At 58.9% G+C, this 16,192-nt stretch carries 16 protein-coding genes and 2 tRNA genes; 9 read left to right on the forward strand and 9 right to left on the reverse strand.

The annotated features are described in order from the left end of the window. Positions 1-30: 30 nt before the first annotated feature. The 8 genes from MTP39_RS00845 to MTP39_RS00880 all read right to left on the reverse strand — a co-directional run bounded on the left by MTP39_RS00845 (position 31) and on the right by MTP39_RS00880 (position 6,640). Positions 31-429 (reverse strand): helix-turn-helix transcriptional regulator, encoded by a 399-nt coding sequence (locus MTP39_RS00845; protein ID WP_249241089.1) that lies wholly within the window; start codon positions 427-429, stop codon positions 31-33. Positions 430-960: 531 nt separating this feature from the next. Continuing rightward, positions 961-1,629 (reverse strand): phosphate signaling complex protein PhoU, encoded by a 669-nt coding sequence (phoU, locus tag MTP39_RS00850; RefSeq protein WP_249241090.1) that lies wholly within the window; start codon positions 1,627-1,629, stop codon positions 961-963. Positions 1,630-1,648: 19 nt separating this feature from the next. Continuing rightward, positions 1,649-2,416: a phosphate ABC transporter ATP-binding protein PstB gene (gene pstB / locus MTP39_RS00855; protein WP_249241091.1), complete on the reverse strand. Its 768-nt coding sequence runs from the start codon at positions 2,414-2,416 to the stop codon at positions 1,649-1,651. A gap of 17 nt (positions 2,417-2,433) precedes the next feature. Beyond that, positions 2,434-3,291: a phosphate ABC transporter permease PstA gene (pstA, locus tag MTP39_RS00860; RefSeq protein ID WP_249241092.1), complete on the reverse strand. Its 858-nt coding sequence runs from the start codon at positions 3,289-3,291 to the stop codon at positions 2,434-2,436. After that, positions 3,284-4,195, reverse strand: coding sequence for a phosphate ABC transporter permease subunit PstC (gene pstC / locus MTP39_RS00865; protein ID WP_249241093.1), 912 nt, complete (start codon positions 4,193-4,195; stop codon positions 3,284-3,286). The genes pstA and pstC overlap by 8 nt, the downstream gene beginning before the upstream one ends. Before the next feature lie 224 nt (positions 4,196-4,419). Next, complete coding sequence (locus tag MTP39_RS00870; RefSeq protein WP_249241094.1) at positions 4,420-5,313, reverse strand: phosphate ABC transporter substrate-binding protein; 894 nt, start codon at positions 5,311-5,313, stop codon at positions 4,420-4,422. A gap of 243 nt (positions 5,314-5,556) precedes the next feature. Continuing rightward, positions 5,557-6,048, reverse strand: coding sequence for a twin-arginine translocation signal domain-containing protein (locus MTP39_RS00875; RefSeq protein WP_249241095.1), 492 nt, complete (start codon positions 6,046-6,048; stop codon positions 5,557-5,559). A 52-nt stretch (positions 6,049-6,100) separates the two neighbouring features. Continuing rightward, positions 6,101-6,640 (reverse strand): twin-arginine translocation signal domain-containing protein, encoded by a 540-nt coding sequence (locus MTP39_RS00880; protein WP_249241096.1) that lies wholly within the window; start codon positions 6,638-6,640, stop codon positions 6,101-6,103. 260 nt (positions 6,641-6,900) lie between these two features. Here MTP39_RS00880 and MTP39_RS00885 point away from each other — a divergent pair. From MTP39_RS00885 to MTP39_RS00925, 9 genes are all read left to right on the forward strand, one after another. Beyond that, positions 6,901-6,975, forward strand: a tRNA-Glu gene (locus MTP39_RS00885). A 41-nt stretch (positions 6,976-7,016) separates the two neighbouring features. Further along, positions 7,017-7,093 (forward strand) — tRNA-Asn (locus MTP39_RS00890). 222 nt (positions 7,094-7,315) lie between these two features. Next, a complete protein-coding gene (trpS, locus tag MTP39_RS00895) occupies positions 7,316-8,377 on the forward strand; it encodes a tryptophan--tRNA ligase (protein ID WP_112091359.1) in 1,062 nt (353 codons plus the stop codon). Between the two features lie 157 nt (positions 8,378-8,534). Further along, positions 8,535-9,308: an SDR family NAD(P)-dependent oxidoreductase gene (locus MTP39_RS00900; RefSeq protein WP_249241097.1), complete on the forward strand. Its 774-nt coding sequence runs from the start codon at positions 8,535-8,537 to the stop codon at positions 9,306-9,308. Between the two features lie 325 nt (positions 9,309-9,633). Continuing rightward, positions 9,634-10,443 (forward strand): gluconate 5-dehydrogenase, encoded by an 810-nt coding sequence (locus MTP39_RS00905; RefSeq protein WP_006735344.1) that lies wholly within the window; start codon positions 9,634-9,636, stop codon positions 10,441-10,443. Between the two features lie 97 nt (positions 10,444-10,540). Continuing rightward, on the forward strand, positions 10,541-10,885 hold the full coding sequence (locus MTP39_RS00910; protein ID WP_249241098.1) for a cupin domain-containing protein: 345 nt from the start codon (positions 10,541-10,543) through the stop codon (positions 10,883-10,885). Positions 10,886-10,928: 43 nt separating this feature from the next. Then, positions 10,929-11,564, forward strand: a complete 636-nt coding sequence (locus tag MTP39_RS00915; protein ID WP_015537141.1) for an RpiB/LacA/LacB family sugar-phosphate isomerase — start codon at positions 10,929-10,931, stop codon at positions 11,562-11,564. Positions 11,565-11,579: 15 nt separating this feature from the next. Next, the gene (locus tag MTP39_RS00920) at positions 11,580-11,996 is read left to right on the forward strand and encodes a DUF1622 domain-containing protein (RefSeq protein WP_015537140.1); all 417 of its coding nucleotides are present in this window, start codon (positions 11,580-11,582) and stop codon (positions 11,994-11,996) included. Between the two features lie 237 nt (positions 11,997-12,233). Beyond that, on the forward strand, positions 12,234-13,973 hold the full coding sequence (locus MTP39_RS00925; RefSeq protein ID WP_249241099.1) for an ammonium transporter: 1,740 nt from the start codon (positions 12,234-12,236) through the stop codon (positions 13,971-13,973). A gap of 234 nt (positions 13,974-14,207) precedes the next feature. On the opposite strand, the gene thrS is transcribed toward MTP39_RS00925, so the two are convergent. Beyond that, positions 14,208-15,992 (reverse strand): threonine--tRNA ligase, encoded by a 1,785-nt coding sequence (gene thrS, locus MTP39_RS00930; RefSeq protein WP_249241100.1) that lies wholly within the window; start codon positions 15,990-15,992, stop codon positions 14,208-14,210. Positions 15,993-16,192 lie beyond the last annotated feature (200 nt).

Genomic DNA, 16,192 nt, shown 5'->3' on the forward strand with positions numbered 1-16,192 from the left:
GCGGTCGGGGGCAGCAAAATAAGGGGTGGTTCATGCGGTAGGGCGGCGGGTGGTGGTGCCGGTGCGCACCAGCCGGTACTCCCGGGGGCTCAGGCCGTAGCGCTCGTGGAACAGGCGGTAGAAGTAGCTGGTGTTCTCGTACCCCACCTGCGCAATGATCTGCTGGATGTTCAGGTCGCTGCGGCGCAGCAGCCGCGCGGCGGTCTCCATGCGGTGCTTTTGCAGCAGTTCCTTGTAGGTGCGCCCGGTCTGGGCGCGCACGCACTCGCTGACATACGCCAGCGAAACACCATAAGCCCTTGCCACGTTGGAAAGGCTGGCCTCACGATAATTTTGGGTGATCTCCTGCAGCGCCGCCTGCACCAGTGCATCGCGGCTCACGGCCTCCATGCGGGCGGGCTGCGTGGAGCGTTCAAGCTTTGCCATCATTGTATCTGTCCTCCGTAACGGTGCGGCTGGCGGGGGACTGGGGGAAGCCGGACCACCCGCCGCACGATAACTGCGGAGCCCTTTCAGGGCTCTTATACCCTGAATACGAATCACCCGCCGCAAACATTGCAGAAAAGATAAAAATTTTTTAGTCAATTTTCGTTGTAGGGGAAGAACCCCCTCAGTCGCCTACGGCGCCAGCTCCCCCAAGGGGGCGCCTTTTGGCGATGCCGAAAAAGTTTCTTGTTGCGTTTGATACTTTAGTGACAGGGCTGACGGCGTGCGCCCTCTCAGGCGCTCCTGCGCCAGCTCTCCCAAAGGGAGAGCCAAGCCATTACGTTCGTTGCTAAAGTGTTAGGAGAAACGAGGAAACTTCCGGCGGTGCTCTTGGCTCTCCCTTTGGGAGAGCTGTCACCGCAGGTGACTGAGAGGGCGGATATTCTCCACCGAAAAAGGCTGCCCGCCAATTGGCAGACAGCCTTTTCCAGAAGAAAATAAGGAAAACACGCGCCCAAAGGGGCAGAGTGAGTATCAGAACATGCTTTCGTCCTTATAGCGCCCGGTGCGCACGAACTGCACCCATTCGGCTACGTTCACAGCGTGGTCGCCGATGCGCTCCAGATACTTGATGACCATGAGCAGATCCAGCGCGGCGTCCACCTTGGCGGGGTCGGCGGCGATCTCCTGTGCCAGCGTGTGCTTGATGGCGTTGAAGTCGTAGTCCACGGCATCGTCTGCGGCGATAACGCGGCGGGCAGCCACCTCGTCCTCGGCGGTCAGGGCAGCCATGGCGTCTAAGATCATCTGGTAGGCTTTGCGTCCCATGGCAATGGCCTGACTGACGGCGGGGTCGCCCTCCCTGCGCACGGTGACCAGATGGGGGATGATCTCGGCGATATCCGAAGCGTGGTCGCCCATGCGCTCGATATCGGTGACAACTTTCATGGCGGTGGAAATGTGGCGCAGATCGCCCGCCACCGGCTGCTGGCGCAGCAGCAAGGTCATGCAGCGGTGCTCGATGTCCCGCTCCATATTGTTGATGCGGTCATCCCCCTGCACGATCTTCTGGGCGGCTGCGGTGTCGGCGGTGCACAGCGCTTCCAGCGCGTTCTCCACGGCCTCGGCGGCGTTCTGCCCCATCTCCACCAGCGCGGTCTTGAGGGCTTCCAGATCGCTGTCGTATTGTTTGCGAATGCTCATTGCTTTGTTCCTCCCTGCATTAACCGAACCGGCCGGAGATGTAGTCCTCGGTGCGCTTGTCCCGGGGCGTGCTGAAGATCTGGTTCGTGGGGCCAACTTCCACCAGCTCCCCCAGCAGGAAGAAGGCGGTGCGGTCGCTGATACGGGCCGCCTGCTGCATATTGTGGGTGACGATGACCACGGTGTAGTTCTTTTTCAGCTCGTTCATCAGCTCCTCCACCTTCATGGTAGAGCCGGGGTCCAGTGCGCTGGTGGGCTCGTCCATCAGCAGAACCTCGGGCTTGACCGCCAATGCCCGGGCGATGCAAAGACGCTGCTGCTGCCCGCCGGAAAGGCCAAGAGCGCTCTTTTTCAGGCGATCCTTCACCTCGTCCCACAGGGCTGCGCCCCGCAGCGAGCTTTCCACCAGCTCGTCCAGCTCGGCCTTATTGCGCACGCCGTGCAGCTTGGGGCCGTAGGTGATGTTGTCGTAGATGCTCATGGGGAAGGGGTTTGCCTTCTGGAACACCATGCCCACACGGCGGCGCAGGTCGGTCAGCTCCATCTCGCGGGCAAAGATATCCTCGCCCTTCAGCCGTACATCGCCCTCGATGCGCACGCCCGGCACAAGGTCGTTCATGCGGTTCAGGGTCTTTAAAAAGGTGGATTTGCCGCAGCCGGAGGGGCCGATGAGTGCGGTGATCTCCCGCTCGCCCACGTCCAGCGAAATGCTTTTCAGCGCCTTGAATTCGCCGTACCAGAGGTTCAGATCCTTTGCCGATATCACCGGCACATTCGTGTTTTCCATAGAGTACCTCTTTATTTTTACTGCTTCTGTTTCAGTTTCGTTTTCGCCAGACGTGCTGCCAGATTGATCAGCAGCACCAGCACCAGCAGCACTGCGCCGATGCCCCATGCGGAGGCGAAATCGCCGTCCTCAAAGGCGCGCAGGTACAGCAGCACCGACAGGGTGGCACCGTTGGAGGTGTAGGCCTTGAACACGCTCTTGGCGATCACCTCTGCCGCACCGGCGGTGAACAGCAGCGCGGCGCTTTCGCCCACGATGCGGCCTACCGCCAGAATGCAGCCGGTGACGATGCCGTCAATGCTGCAGGGCAGCACGATGGTGCGGATGATGTGCCACTTGCCCGCGCCCAGACCCATAGCACCCTCACGGTAGCCCTGCGGCACGGTTTTCAGGGATTCCTGTGTGGTGCGGATGATGGTGGGCAGGTTCATCACCACCAGCGTCAGGCTGCCGGACAAAAGACAGGTCTGGAAGCCCAGTGCCTGACTGAATACCAGCATACCCACCAAGCCGTAAATGATGCTGGGGATACCGGCCAGCGTTTCGTTGGTGAACTCGATGACCTCGATGAGCCGCCGGTTGGAGGCGTATTCGGTCAGGTAGACCGCCGCACCCACGCCCAGCGGCAATACAATGAGTAATGTCAGCAGGATGACATACAGGGTGTTGAGGATGGCGGGCAGAATGCCGTCCGTCTTTTTCAGCACACTGGCGGTGGTGGAAAGGAACTTCCAGCTGATGTGGGGGATGCCCCGCACCAGAACCATGCCGATGATCCCGGCCACCAGCACCATCACCAGCACTGCGCTTGCCCAGACCAGCACGGTCATTACCCGGTTCCATGCCCGGCGGGAGGGCGAAAAGCCGTTATTCATCGCGGTTTCCTCCCTTCAGTACCACATTCAGCACCACGTTGATGAGCATGATGAACACGAACAGCACCAGCGCGATGCTGAACAGTGCCTGCCGCTGCAGGCCGCCGGCGTAGCTCATTTCCTTGGCAATGGCGGTGGTCAGCAGGGTAACGCTGCGGAACAGGCTGTCCGGCATATTGGGGCTGTTGCCCGCCACCATCATTACAGCCATGGCCTCGCCGATGGCGCGGCCGATGCCCAGCACAACGCCTGCGGCAATGCCGCTTTTCGCCGCCGGAATGCTGATCTTGAACCATGTTTCGGTGTCGGTAGCACCCAGCGCCAGACTGCCCTGCTCGTACTCCGGCGGCACGGCGTTGAGCGCCGTCACCGACACGGACACGATGCTGGGTAAGATCATGATGGAAAGCACCACGATAGCGCTGAGCAGGCAGGCACCGGAGGCCTTGCCGAAAGCTTTTGCCACGGCGGGCACCAGCACCTGCATACCCAAAAGGCCGAACACCACGCTGGGGATGCCGGACAGCAGCTCGATGGCGGTGACCACCACGGTGCGCAGCTTTGGGTCTGCAGCCTTGGAGAGGAACACTGCCGTCAGCAGGCCGATAGGCACGCCGAGGATGGTAGCGCCCAGCGTGCCGTAGATGCTGGACAGGATGAAGGGCAGGATGCCGAACAGCGGCTCTGCCGCAGTGGACGCCCATTTGGTGCCGAACAGGAACTTGAACAGACCAATTTTATGGATGGCCGGCACGCCGGAGACCACCATGTACACCGAGATGAGCACCACACAGCACACCGCCAGCATTCCGCACAGGAAGAAGATGAAATTCATCACCGCTTCCAGCCAGTCGGCGGGGGTGCGGGGCAGGCGTACCCGGCGCAGATAGGATTTTTTGTTCATAGCTGAAATCCTTTATAAAAGCCGCGTCGGCTCGCAGAAACGGCAGGCCGACGCGGCGGGCTGATTTTATCATCGTCCCATCCCTGTTGCCGGGTCAGTTCGGCCGGGAGTTTCACCAGCGAATGATCCGAGGGTGGGACCCTGTTGCCGCAGGCAATAGGGCGGGAGCTGGAAGCCCCGAATTTCGCGGGGGAACTCCCAGCCGGGCTGACCCTGAGCGCCTTTTACTCGTTCACGGGCACAGCGCCTGCGGTGCGGATGAGGTCGGCAGCGTCCTTGCTGGTGGCAAAGTCCACAAAGGCCTGTGCCTGCTCAGAAAGGGCAGCGCTCTTGTTGGTGACGAACACGAAGGGACGCTGAATTTTATAGCTGCCGTCCTTCACGGTGTCCTCGCTGCACGCCACACCCTCCACGGTGACCATGGCAACGGTGTCGCCCACAGCGGACAGAGAAGCGTAGCCGATGGCCAGCGGGTTTGCCTCCACAGCGCTGATGACAGCGCCGGTAGCGGTCAGTTCCTGTGCATACTTGCAGCTGTCCTTCACGTCCACGATGCTCTCAAAGCCATCGCGGGTGCCGGAACCGGCCTCCCGGCCCACCAGAACGATCTCGCCGTCATCGCCGCCGACATCCTTCCAGTTGGTGATCTCGCCGGTGAACATCTTCTTGAGCTGCTCCACGGACAGGTCGGCAACCTTGCTGTCCTTGTTCACAACGATGGCGATACCATCCAGCGCCACGACAGTGCCGTCCACAGCGTTCTTCTCGTCGTCCTTCAGGGCGCGGGAGGACAGGCCGATGTCCAGCGTCTTGTCGGTAGCGCCGGTGATGCCAGCGCCGGATCCGGTGGGATCGTAGCTGACGGTAACGCCCGGCTCGACCTCGGCAAAGCCCTCGGTCAGGGCAGCGATGACGTTCTTCATGGAAGTGGAACCGCCGGTAGCCACATTGCCGCTCAGGGTACCGGCTGCCTGCCCGGCAGCGGAAGAAGCGGTGCTGGAAGCAGAAGCAGCGGTGCCGGATGCGGAAGAAGCAGAACCGCCGCAGGCAGTCAGGGCAGCAGCCACAGCAGCTGCACCGCAAACGGTCAGAAACGAACGACGAGAGATCTTTTTCATGATAGAATTTCCTCCATTTAAACCCGGGCGCCCGCCCGGCACTGTCTTTTTGTGTTTTCCTTGGGAACGGCCTTATTCTACCGCTTTGCCGCCCCTGCCGCGACCATGGACGTGCAAAAAGTGCGTAAAACTTTGTGCACGTTGCCAGCCCCAATGTAAAGAACAGGTAACGCGGCGCAAAACAAAAAAAGCCGCCGGGCACTCCTGTTTCCAGAAGTGCCCGGCGGCGGGGTGTATTGGGTTTTACTCTACGCGGCCCGTTACGTTTTTGCCGTTGTTCCCATAGAGGAATACAGCGGTTTTGCCATTGTAGCGCACGCGCAGCTCATAGGTGCCGGGACTGTTCTTTTCCGGGATGCGCTCCTTGGTCTCCAGATAGAACTTCTGCGAGCCATTGTAGACGACCGTCTGTCCCGGCGCTGCGATCAGCTCGTTCCGCTTGAAATACAGCGTTTCCTCTGTATCTGACTCGCGGAAGATGCAGGTGATGTCCTCCGGCTTGATGACCACCCTTTCAGCGCTGTTGTTCTGGACAGTGAACTCTGTGCAATAGGTCAGTGCAAAATTATCGCCGCCGCCCAGAAACGGTGTTGCACAGATAAAGGTGACATCACCGATCTTCGCCACACCGCTGGTCTTGTCGATCACGGTATCCCCGCAGCCGGTCAAAGCCCCTGCGGCGGTCAGCACCAGTGCCCCGGCGCTGAGCTTGAGAAATGTTCTGCGGTCGATCATAGCAATGCACCTCCTGTATCGGGTATCCCTTAGAAAACGCTATTCTGCGGTATCAGACGGTCTGCTTTACAAAAGTGCTGGTCGCATAATCCAGCGTGTAGATTTCCGTTACGCTTGCGCTCGAGATCGTAAAAGTAACATCGGCCTTCTTGGCTACGACAGCTTCGTACAGGTCTTTCTGATCTTCTTTCAGCGTGAAATTCATCCAACCCTCTTTGATCTGGCCCTTCGCAAGACTGATCTTACCGTCATTTTCCAGCAGATCGCCATCGGTATAGTTCTTGACCACCTGTCCATTGATCTTCAGGGCGAAATAGCCCTTTGCAGGGATCGGCTGGGGCCTTTTGATGCCGGAGGTATCCTTGATGCGCACCCAGACGCTGATGTAGCCTTCCCATCCGGTGCCAGCAGTGCCACCAAAGTCGATGCCGTTGGTTTTACCCAGAGCCTTGCCTGCCGTTGCCTGGAACAGGCCAAAATCTGTGCCAATGGCACCATCACTGCAGCCGCCCAGCAGCCCGGTCATGGATACCGCCACTGCCACCGCAGCAGAAGTCTTTAAAAATGCACGACGATCCATTTTCATAGCCATACTATAAGCCCTCCTCAAAAGCTTTTTGTACCCTAAGAGTACCACATTTTACCACATTGTCAACTATCCAAACTTAGGTTTCACCATTTTATCGTTCCTTTATAATCTACTATAACAGCGCAGTGTCTGCCGCCGTTCTGGGGCGGCGGCGGAAATTTTTGCTTTTTTCAAATAAAATCGAAATTTGCTGTTGACAAAGGCCTTTTCCTGTGCTAAAATAGCCAAGTCGGGTGCGAACACCTGATGCAAAATGGACGTATGGCCCGTTGGTCAAGCGGTTAAGACAGAGGCCTCTCACGCCTTTAACATCGGTTCGATTCCGGTACGGGTCACCATTTTATAGTAGTAAAACGGCCACGCGCCGTTTTATATAGATGCCTCTTTAGCTCAGTCGGTTAGAGCACCTGACTGTTAATCAGGGTGTCGCCTGTTCGAGTCAGGCAAGAGGCGCCAGCAAAGCGATGGAAAATTTCCATCGCTTTTTTCTTTTTCCCGGCAGTCTTGTTGACAGCACCGCCCCGGGGGGCTATACTTAACACACTATAAAGGATTAAAGGAACCTCCTGCCGTGCGGCTTTACGGTGCAGTAAGGCCGAAAAGGCGCCCCCTTGGGGGAGCTGGCAATGCCGCAAGGCATTGACGGAGGGGGGCAAACCCTTGACAAAGGAGAACATCATGAAAAAAGTTATTCTGACCGGCGACCGTCCCACCGGCCGCCTGCACGTTGGCCATTATGTCGGCTCTCTGAAGGAGCGGGTGCGGCTGCAGAATACCGGCGAATATGACGAGATCTTTATCATGATCGCCGATGCGCAGGCGCTGACCGATAACGCCGATAACCCGGAGAAGGTGCGCCAGAACATCCTGCAGGTGGCACTGGACTATCTGGCCTGCGGTCTGGACCCCAACAAGGTGCACATCTTCATCCAGTCCATGGTGCCCCAGCTGACCGAGCTGAGCTTCTACTACCAGAATCTGGTCACCGTCAGCCGTCTGCAGCGCAACCCCACCGTGAAGAGCGAGATCCAGATGCGCAACTTTGAAGCCAGCATCCCGGTGGGCTTCTTCTGCTACCCCATCAGTCAGGCTGCCGATATCACCGCCTTCAAGGCTACCACCGTGCCCGCCGGTGAGGATCAGAAGCCCATGATCGAGCAGTGCTGCGAGATCGTCCACAAGTTCAACTCCGTCTACGGCGAAACGCTGGTAGAGCCCCAGATCGTTCTGCCCCAGAACGCCGCCTGCCTGCGTCTGCCCGGCATTGACGGCAAGGCCAAGATGAGCAAGAGCCTTGGCAACTGCATCTATCTGTCCGAAGAGCCGGAGGATATCGAGAAGAAGGTCAAGTCCATGTTTACCGACCCCAACCACCTGCGGGTGCAGGACCCCGGCAAGGTGGAGGGCAACCCGGTGTTCATCTATCTGGACGCTTTCTGCCGCCCCGAGCACTTTGCCGAGTTCTGGCCGGAGTACCAGAATCTGGACGAGGTCAAGGCACACTATCAGCGCGGCGGTCTGGGCGATATGAAGGTGAAAAAGTTCCTGAACAGCGTCATGCAGGCTGAACTGGAGCCCATCCGCACCCGCCGCAAGGAGTGGGAGCAGCGCCTGCCCGAGGTGGTAGAGATCCTGAAGGAGGGCAGCGCCTACGCCGAAAAGACCGCTGCCGCCACGCTGGACGAGGTGCGCAAGGCCATGCGCATCGACTACTTCGAGAACGATAACCTGCTGAAGTAAGTTTTATGAGAGAACCCGAAACGCCTGCGGCGTTTCGGGTTCTCTTTTGCATCGTTTACGAAAATTGCATAGAAAATGCGGTCAAACTATGCTAAAATAAGGGCAACAAGTACAGAAAGCCCCGTTTTTGGGGGCGATAAGAAAAAGGAGAACCACCATGCAAAAGACCATCTGGATCACCGGCGCAAGTTCCGGCATCGGCCGGGAGTTCGCCCGCCGGTACGCCGCCATGGGCTGTCGGCTCATCCTGACTGCCCGCCGCGCCGACCGTTTGCAGACCCTTGCCGAGGAGCTGCACGCAGCCCACGGCACGGAATGCCGCATCGAGACCGCCGACCTCTCCCGCGCCGAGGAGTGCAGCCGTCTGTGCGAGGTGCTGGCTGATGAGCAGATCGACATCTTTATCAACAATGCCGGTTTCGGCGTCTGCGGCAGCATTCTGGAAACGGAGGAAGCCCGCGAGGAAGAGATGGTCCAAGTGAATGTTGCCGCCATGGCGCGGCTGTTCCGCGCCGTGGTGCGCAAGATGAACGCGCAGGGCGGCGGCACCATCCTGAATGTGGCGTCCTCTGCGGGGCTTCTGCCCGGCGGCCCCTATATGGCGGGCTACTACGCCAGCAAAGCCTATGTGGTCAGCATGACCCGCGGCGTGGCCGAGGAGCTGCGGGAGATGCACAGCCCGGTCTACGTCTGCGCCCTCTGCCCCGGCCCGGTGGATACCGAGTTCAACGACCACGCCGGTGTGGTGTTTGCCCTGCGGGGCATCACGCCGGAGCTGTGTGTAGAGGAGGCTCTGCTGGGCATGATGCACCGCAAGACCATCATTGTGCCCTCCGCCTTCATGCGGCTGTGCACCAGCGCCCAGCGCCTTGTGCCCATTCCCCTGCTGATGCCCATCGTGGCACGCCAGCAGAAGAAAAAGCTGGGGTAAAAGACAAAAGTTGCCTAAACTTGTCAACAAGCCCAAAGAAAGCCGGAATATCTTGTGCACCGTGACAAGGTGCGTCAGCCTGCACAAACCATTGTACTGAAAAACGACGGCTTTGCGTGCTGTTTTTTCAGCAGAAAAGCGAAAATCTAAAGAAAGTACAACAAAACTTCACAAGAATGTGCCTTGACACTTTCTGCAAAGGATGCTAGACTGGTATACAAGTAAGAGCGCACTCCGGCACGGCCGGATACGACGCGCTTTGCAAAGCAGCACGGAGCAGTTTTGCCCCGTGTAAAATATGGTTTTTTGACAGGAGGACTTTATTATGGCACAGTGCACTCCCAAATCTTTTGACCTGACCGGCAAGGTGGCGCTGATCACCGGCGCATCCTACGGCATCGGCATGGCAATTGCAAAGGCTATGGCAGCCAACGGCGCTACCATCGTGTTCAATGATATCAAGCAGGAGCTGGTGGACAAGGGTCTGGCTTCCTATGCAGAGGCCGGCATCAAGGCTCACGGTTACGTCTGCGACGTCACCGATGAGGATGCCGTCAACGCTATGGTGGCAAAGATCACCGAGGAAGTCGGCCACATCAACATTCTGGTCAACAACGCCGGTATCATCAAGCGCATCCCCATGACCGAGATGAGCGCTGCTCAGTTCCGTCAGGTCATCGACGTGGATCTGAACGCTCCCTTCATCGTGGCAAAGGCCATCATCCCCGATATGATCGCACAGGGCGGCGGCAAGATCATCAACATCTGCTCTATGATGAGCGAACTGGGCCGTGAGACCGTTTCTGCCTATGCAGCAGCAAAGGGCGGCCTGAAGATGCTGACCAAGAACATCGCTTCCGAGTACGGCGCTTACAACATCCAGTGCAACGGCATCGGACCCGGCTACATCGCTACCCCGCAGACCGCACCTCTGCGCGAGATCCAGCCCGACGGCAGCCGTCACCCCTTCGACCAGTTCATCGTTGCCAAGACCCCCGCAGGCCGCTGGGGCGAGGCCGAGGATCTGGGCGGACCCGCTGTGTTCCTGGCATCTGAGGCTTCTGACTTTGTCAACGGCCTGATCCTGTATGTGGACGGCGGCATTCTGGCCTACATCGGCAAGCAGCCCCAGTAAGCGCTGAGGGCACTCCGCAGTTCTGACCCCGGGGACTGCCGCACAGCGTTGTGTGGCAGTCCCCTTTTGTTTGTACGGGAAAGGATGTTATGCTATAATGGAAAAAACACATCAGGATATCCCTTGGGTGCCTCATGCCGAAATTGCCCCGGAACCCTGCGGTCCCGGGGTGCAGCGCCGCGTGCTGGCGTATAGCAAGGACGCCATGTGCGTGGAAAACACCTTTGAGACCGGCGGCGTGGGTGCCATGCACTGCCACCCCCACACCCAGATCACCTATATCGTCTCCGGGCGGTACCGCTTTACCATCGGGGACGAGACCCGGGAGGTAGGCCCCGGCGACACCCTGCTCAAGCAGAACGGCGTGATGCACGGCTGTGTCTGTCTGGAGGGCGGCGTGATGCTGGATTTCTTTACCCCCATGCGGGAGGACTTTGTATAACACCTGCGCACCGCAGGGAAAAATAAGAAGGAGAACCATTGTTATGAAGATCGCACTTATCAACGAGAACAGTCAGGCCGCCAAGAACGGCATTATTGAAGCCGCCCTGAAGAAGGTGGTGGAGCCCATGGGTCATGAGGTGGTCAACTACGGCATGTACGCCGCCGATGACGCTGCACAGCTGACCTATGTGCAGTGCGGCATTCTGGCTGCCATCCTGCTAAACAGCGGCGCTGCGGACTACGTCGTTACCGGCTGCGGCACCGGCGAGGGTGCCATGCTGGCACTGAACAGCTTCCCCGGCGTCATCTGCGGCCATGTGGAGGACCCCGTGGATGCCTACACCTTTGCCCACGTCAACGACGGCAACGCCGTTGCCATGCCCTTTGCCAAGGGCTTCGGCTGGGGCGGCGAGCTGAACCTCGAGTACTGCTTCGAGAAGCTGTTCGGCTTTGGCCACGGTCAGGGCTACCCCAAGGAGCGCGTTGTGCCCGAGCAGCGCAACAAGAAGATCCTGGACGGCGTGCGCGCTGCCACCTTCAAGCCCCTCATCGAGTGCCTGAAGAGCATCGATCAGGAGCTGCTGAAGGGCGCTGTGGCCGGTGCAAAGTTCTCTGAGCTGTTCTTCGCCTCCTGCAAGGACGAGGAGCTGGCCGCCTACGTCAAGACCCTGCTGTAAGCTGCGGAGGAGATCATGCAAGGACTGACCCTGTTCAACCTGAACCTCACCCACCTTCTGGATGCTTTTCTGGAAACGGCAGTGCCCATGATCGCCGGTCTTGCCGAGGTGGTGGGTCTGTTCATCATCATCACCAGTCTGGCAAAGGCCACTTTTTACTATGTCCGCGCCACCTTCTTCAACGACCACCGGGACTTCCACCATGAAATGAGCAGCGGCCTGACCACCGCGCTGGAATTTCTGATGTCGGCAGAGATCGCCAAGACCTTCCTGCTGCAAAATCTGGAGTCGGTGGTGCCGCTGGCGGCTACCTTTGCGCTGCGCGCTTTGATGAGTATGCTGCTGCACTGGGAGATGGAGGGCGGCCACCGCCCGGCCAACGCCAAGGAAAAGGACAAGTCCGGCTCCCCGAAGGACGGCAAAAACGGCTGACAGGCAAAAGATTTGCCAAACTTTAGCAGGGCAAAGTTTCACCGTGTTGTGAAAAACGTAAAACCTTGAGATGAATACTTGACAGGTTTGCACAAAGAGACTATACTCGTGCCATCGAAAGCAAAGGCGCTGACGGAAGCAATTCCGTCAGCGCCTTTTGTGTTTTCGGGGATACTGCCGCACGGAGAGAATAGAGGGCTCCCTGTGCAAAAAAACGACCGTAGGAGGTAGGAAAGTATGTTCAACTCCGTCAACACCTGCTGGACGCTCGTAGGAGCGTTTCTAGTGTACTTCATGCAGGCCGGATTCGCCTTGTGCGAGGCTGGCTTTACCCGGGCAAAGAACACCGGCAACATCCTGATGAAAAACATGATGGATTTCTGCATCGGCACGCCCTGCTACTGGCTCATCGGCTTCGGCCTGATGTTCGGCGGCACCGGCGCACTGATCGGCGGTTTCGATCCCTTCATTCAGGGCGATTACAGCCATCTGGGTCTGGATATCCCCCTGTGGGTGTACATCGTGTTCCAGACTGTGTTCTGCGCCACGGCAGCCACCATCGTCTCCGGCTCCATGGCCGAGCGCACCAACTTCAAGGCCTACTGCGTGTACTCCGCCGCCATCTCGCTGGTGGTGTACCCCATCTGCGGCCACTGGATGTGGGGCGGCGGCTGGCTGCAGAGCATGGGCTTCCACGATTTTGCGGGCTCCGCAGCCGTGCATAACGTGGGCGGCGTCATCGCTCTGCTGGGCGCATGGATGCTTGGCCCCCGTATTGGCAAGTACGATAAGGACGGCAACCCCCACGCCATCCCCGGTCACAACCTGACCGCCGGTGCTCTGGGCGTGTTCATCCTGTGGTTCTGCTGGTTCGGCTTCAACGGCGGCTCTTCCCTGAGCCTGTCCACCGATGCCACTATGACCCTGACCGGTCTGGTCTGCTTCAACACCAACCTTGCCGCAGCCGTTGCTACCTGCGTGACCATGATCTTCACTTGGCTGCGCTACGGTAAGCCGGATGTCTCCATGACCCTGAACGGTTCTCTGGCTGGCCTTGTGGCCATTACCGCAGGCTGCGATACTGTCTCCCCCTTTGGCGCCTTCTTCATCGGCTTTGTGGCCGGGTTCCTTGTGGTGCTGAGCGTGGAATTCTTTGATAAGATCGCCAAGGTGGACGACCCCGTAGGTGCTGTTTCCGTCCACTTTGCAAACGGCGTCTGGGGCACCATTGCGGTGGGTCTGTTCTCCACCGGCTCCAACACCGCCCACGCCGGTCTGTTCTACGGCGGCGGTCTGGCACAGCTGGGCACCCAGCTGCTGGGTCTGGTCTGCGTGGACGCCTACGTTGTGATCGTAATGTTCATCATCTTCAAGATCATTGATAAGACCCTTGGTCTGCGTGTGCCCGCCGAGGTGGAGATCGACGGTCTGGATATCCACGAGCACGGTCTGGCTTCCGCTTATGCAGGCTTTGCCATCTCGGATGCAAACTCCGCTGCCATGACCCCCAACGAGAACACCGATTTGGGCGAGGACGATGTCACCAAGGCTTCGGCAACGCAGGTGGATGCTGCCGTGCCGGTGGTGCGCGAGCCTGTGATCCACGATGGCGTCTACGACACCGGTATGCATAAGGTGTCCATCATTGCAAAGCTGGCAAAGTTCGATCAGCTCAAGACCGCCCTGAATGATCTGGGTGTCACCGGCATGACCGTAACGCAGGTCATGGGCTGCGGCATCCAGAAGGGCACCCCTGAAAAGTACCGTGGCGTGCCGGTGGATACTACCCTGCTGCCCAAGATCAAGGTGGAAGTCATCGTCTCCCGCATCAGCGTGGACGCTGTGGTGGAAGCCGCCAAGAAGGCGCTGTACACCGGCCACATCGGCGATGGCAAGATCTTTGTCTACAACGTGACCCGCGTGGTCAAGATCCGCACCGGCGAGGAAGATTACGCCGCGCTGCAGGACGTGGAGTAACCCTCCACAAGCTTCTCCGCTGTTCCCGCTGCGGCGGCAGCCCGGCTGCTCCGACACAGTCCCCGCCGCCCGGCGTGACAGATAGATCGTTCTCCTTTTTCCTTTTCCTTTTTTGTTCGAGTCTACAGTAAGTCGAAAGCCCCGCTCCTGCGCACAAGGGAGCGGGGCTTTTGCTGTGAAAAAAGTGCCCCGGAAACGCCGACAGGCGTTTCCGGGGCACTTATCATTTATACCTTACAGGCTGCGGGTGCGGATCTCGGTGGTGACCTTGGCGATGAAGTCCTCAAGGCTCATCTCGGTGGTCTCGCCCTTGCGGTCGCGCACGGAGATATTGCCGGCCTCGGCTTCCTTGGCGCCCAGCACCAGCATATAGGGCACGCGGTCCACCTGCTGTGCGGCACGGATCTTGTAGCCGATCTTCTGGTTGTCGTCATCCAGCACAACGCGGACACCGGCATCAGCCAGCTTCTCGGTCACGTCCTGTGCGTACTCCAGCGTCTTTTCGGACACGGGCAGCACCTTGACCTGCGTGGGAGCCAGCCAGGTGGGGAACTTGCCCTTGGTCTCCTCGATCAGGTAGGCCATGAAGCGGTCCAGAGAGCCCAGAATTGCGCGGTGCAGCACCACGGGGGTCTTTTCGGAGCCGTCCTTGTCCACATAGGTCAGGTGGAACTTTGCGGGCAGGCAGAAGTCCAGCTGGCAGGTGGACAGGGTGTACTCGGCACCCACGGCGGGCTTCACGTTCACGTCCAGCTTCGGGCCGTAGAAGGCAGCCTCGCCGATCTCCTCGGTGAAGTGGATGCCCAGCTCGGTCAGCACTTCGCGCAGGGCCTGCTCTGCATGGTTCCACATGGCATCATCGTCGTGGTACTTCTTCTTGTCGGCGGGGTCGCGCAGGCTCAGCACGCAGCGGTAATCGGTGATGTTGAAGTCCTTGTACACCTCAAAGATCAGGTTGCACACGTCTGCCACTTCGCTCTTGATCTGCTCCGGGGTGCAGAACAGGTGGGCATCGTTCTGGCAGAAGTGACGGCCGCGCTCGATGCCCTTCAGGGTGCCGGAGGACTCGTAGCGGAAATCGTGGGCGATCTCACCGATGCGCATGGGCAGGTCACGGTAAGAATGGGGACGATTTGCGTAGATCATCATGTGGTGGGGGCAGTTCATCGGGCGCAGAACATAGCTTTCGCCCTCCATCTCCATGGCGGGGAACATGTTCTCACGGTAGTGATCCCAGTGACCGGAGGTCTTATACAGGTTCACAGTGCCGATGCAGGGAGTCATAACGTGCAGGTAGCCGCGTGCACGCTCCTTCTCCTTGATATAGTTCTCCAGCTCCTGCCAGACGGTGTAGCCTGCGGGCAGGAACATGGGCAGGCCGCGGCCCACCAGATCATCGGTCATGAACAGGCCCATCTCCTTGCCGATCTTGCGGTGATCGCGCTCGCGGGCCTCCTGCTGCTCCTTCTCCCATGCGTCCAGCTCTTCCTGATTGCGGAAAGCCACGCCGTTGATACGGGTCAGCATCTTGTTTTCCTTGTCGTTCTTCCAGTATGCGCCGGACTGCTGGGTGATCTTAAAGGCCTTCAGTGCCTTGGTGTAGGTCAGGTGGGGTCCGATGCACATATCCACGTACTCGCCCTGCTGGAAGAAGCTGAACTCGGTCTCGTCAGCCAGATCTGCCATGTGCTCGACCTTGTAGTGCTCCTGACGCTCTTCCATCAGCTTTTCAGCCTCGGCACGGGGCAGGATGAAGGGCTTGATGGGCAGGTTCTCCTTGACGATCTTGCGCATCTCTTTTTCGATGTTGGCCAGATCCTCGTCGCTCAGCTTCTGGTCGCCCAGATCGACATCGTAGTAGAAGCCGTTCTCGGTGGCGGGGCCGAAGGCAAAATCAGCCTGCGGATACAGGCGCTTGATGGCCTGTGCCATAATGTGGGCAGCGGTGTGACGGATAACGTGCAGTTCCTGATCCTGCGGGCACTCGTCCACATGACCGTCCTTGTAGATGATCTTCATAGTAGGTTCTCCTTTGACAATGTGGTTTGAACAAAAATAAAAAGCGCTTCACCCCGTAAAACTCACGGGATGAAGCGCTGATCAAATGTCTGCGTTCCACGGTTCCACCCGAATTGCGCGCTCCCCGGCGGGGAAACGCGCCCCTCGCAGTGCTGTAACGGGCACACCCGGCAGAGGTTCGCCTCTGCACTCTGCGGTGG

Source organism: Faecalibacterium sp. I3-3-33 (assembly GCF_023347295.1).
Classification (GTDB): domain Bacteria; phylum Bacillota; class Clostridia; order Oscillospirales; family Ruminococcaceae; genus Faecalibacterium.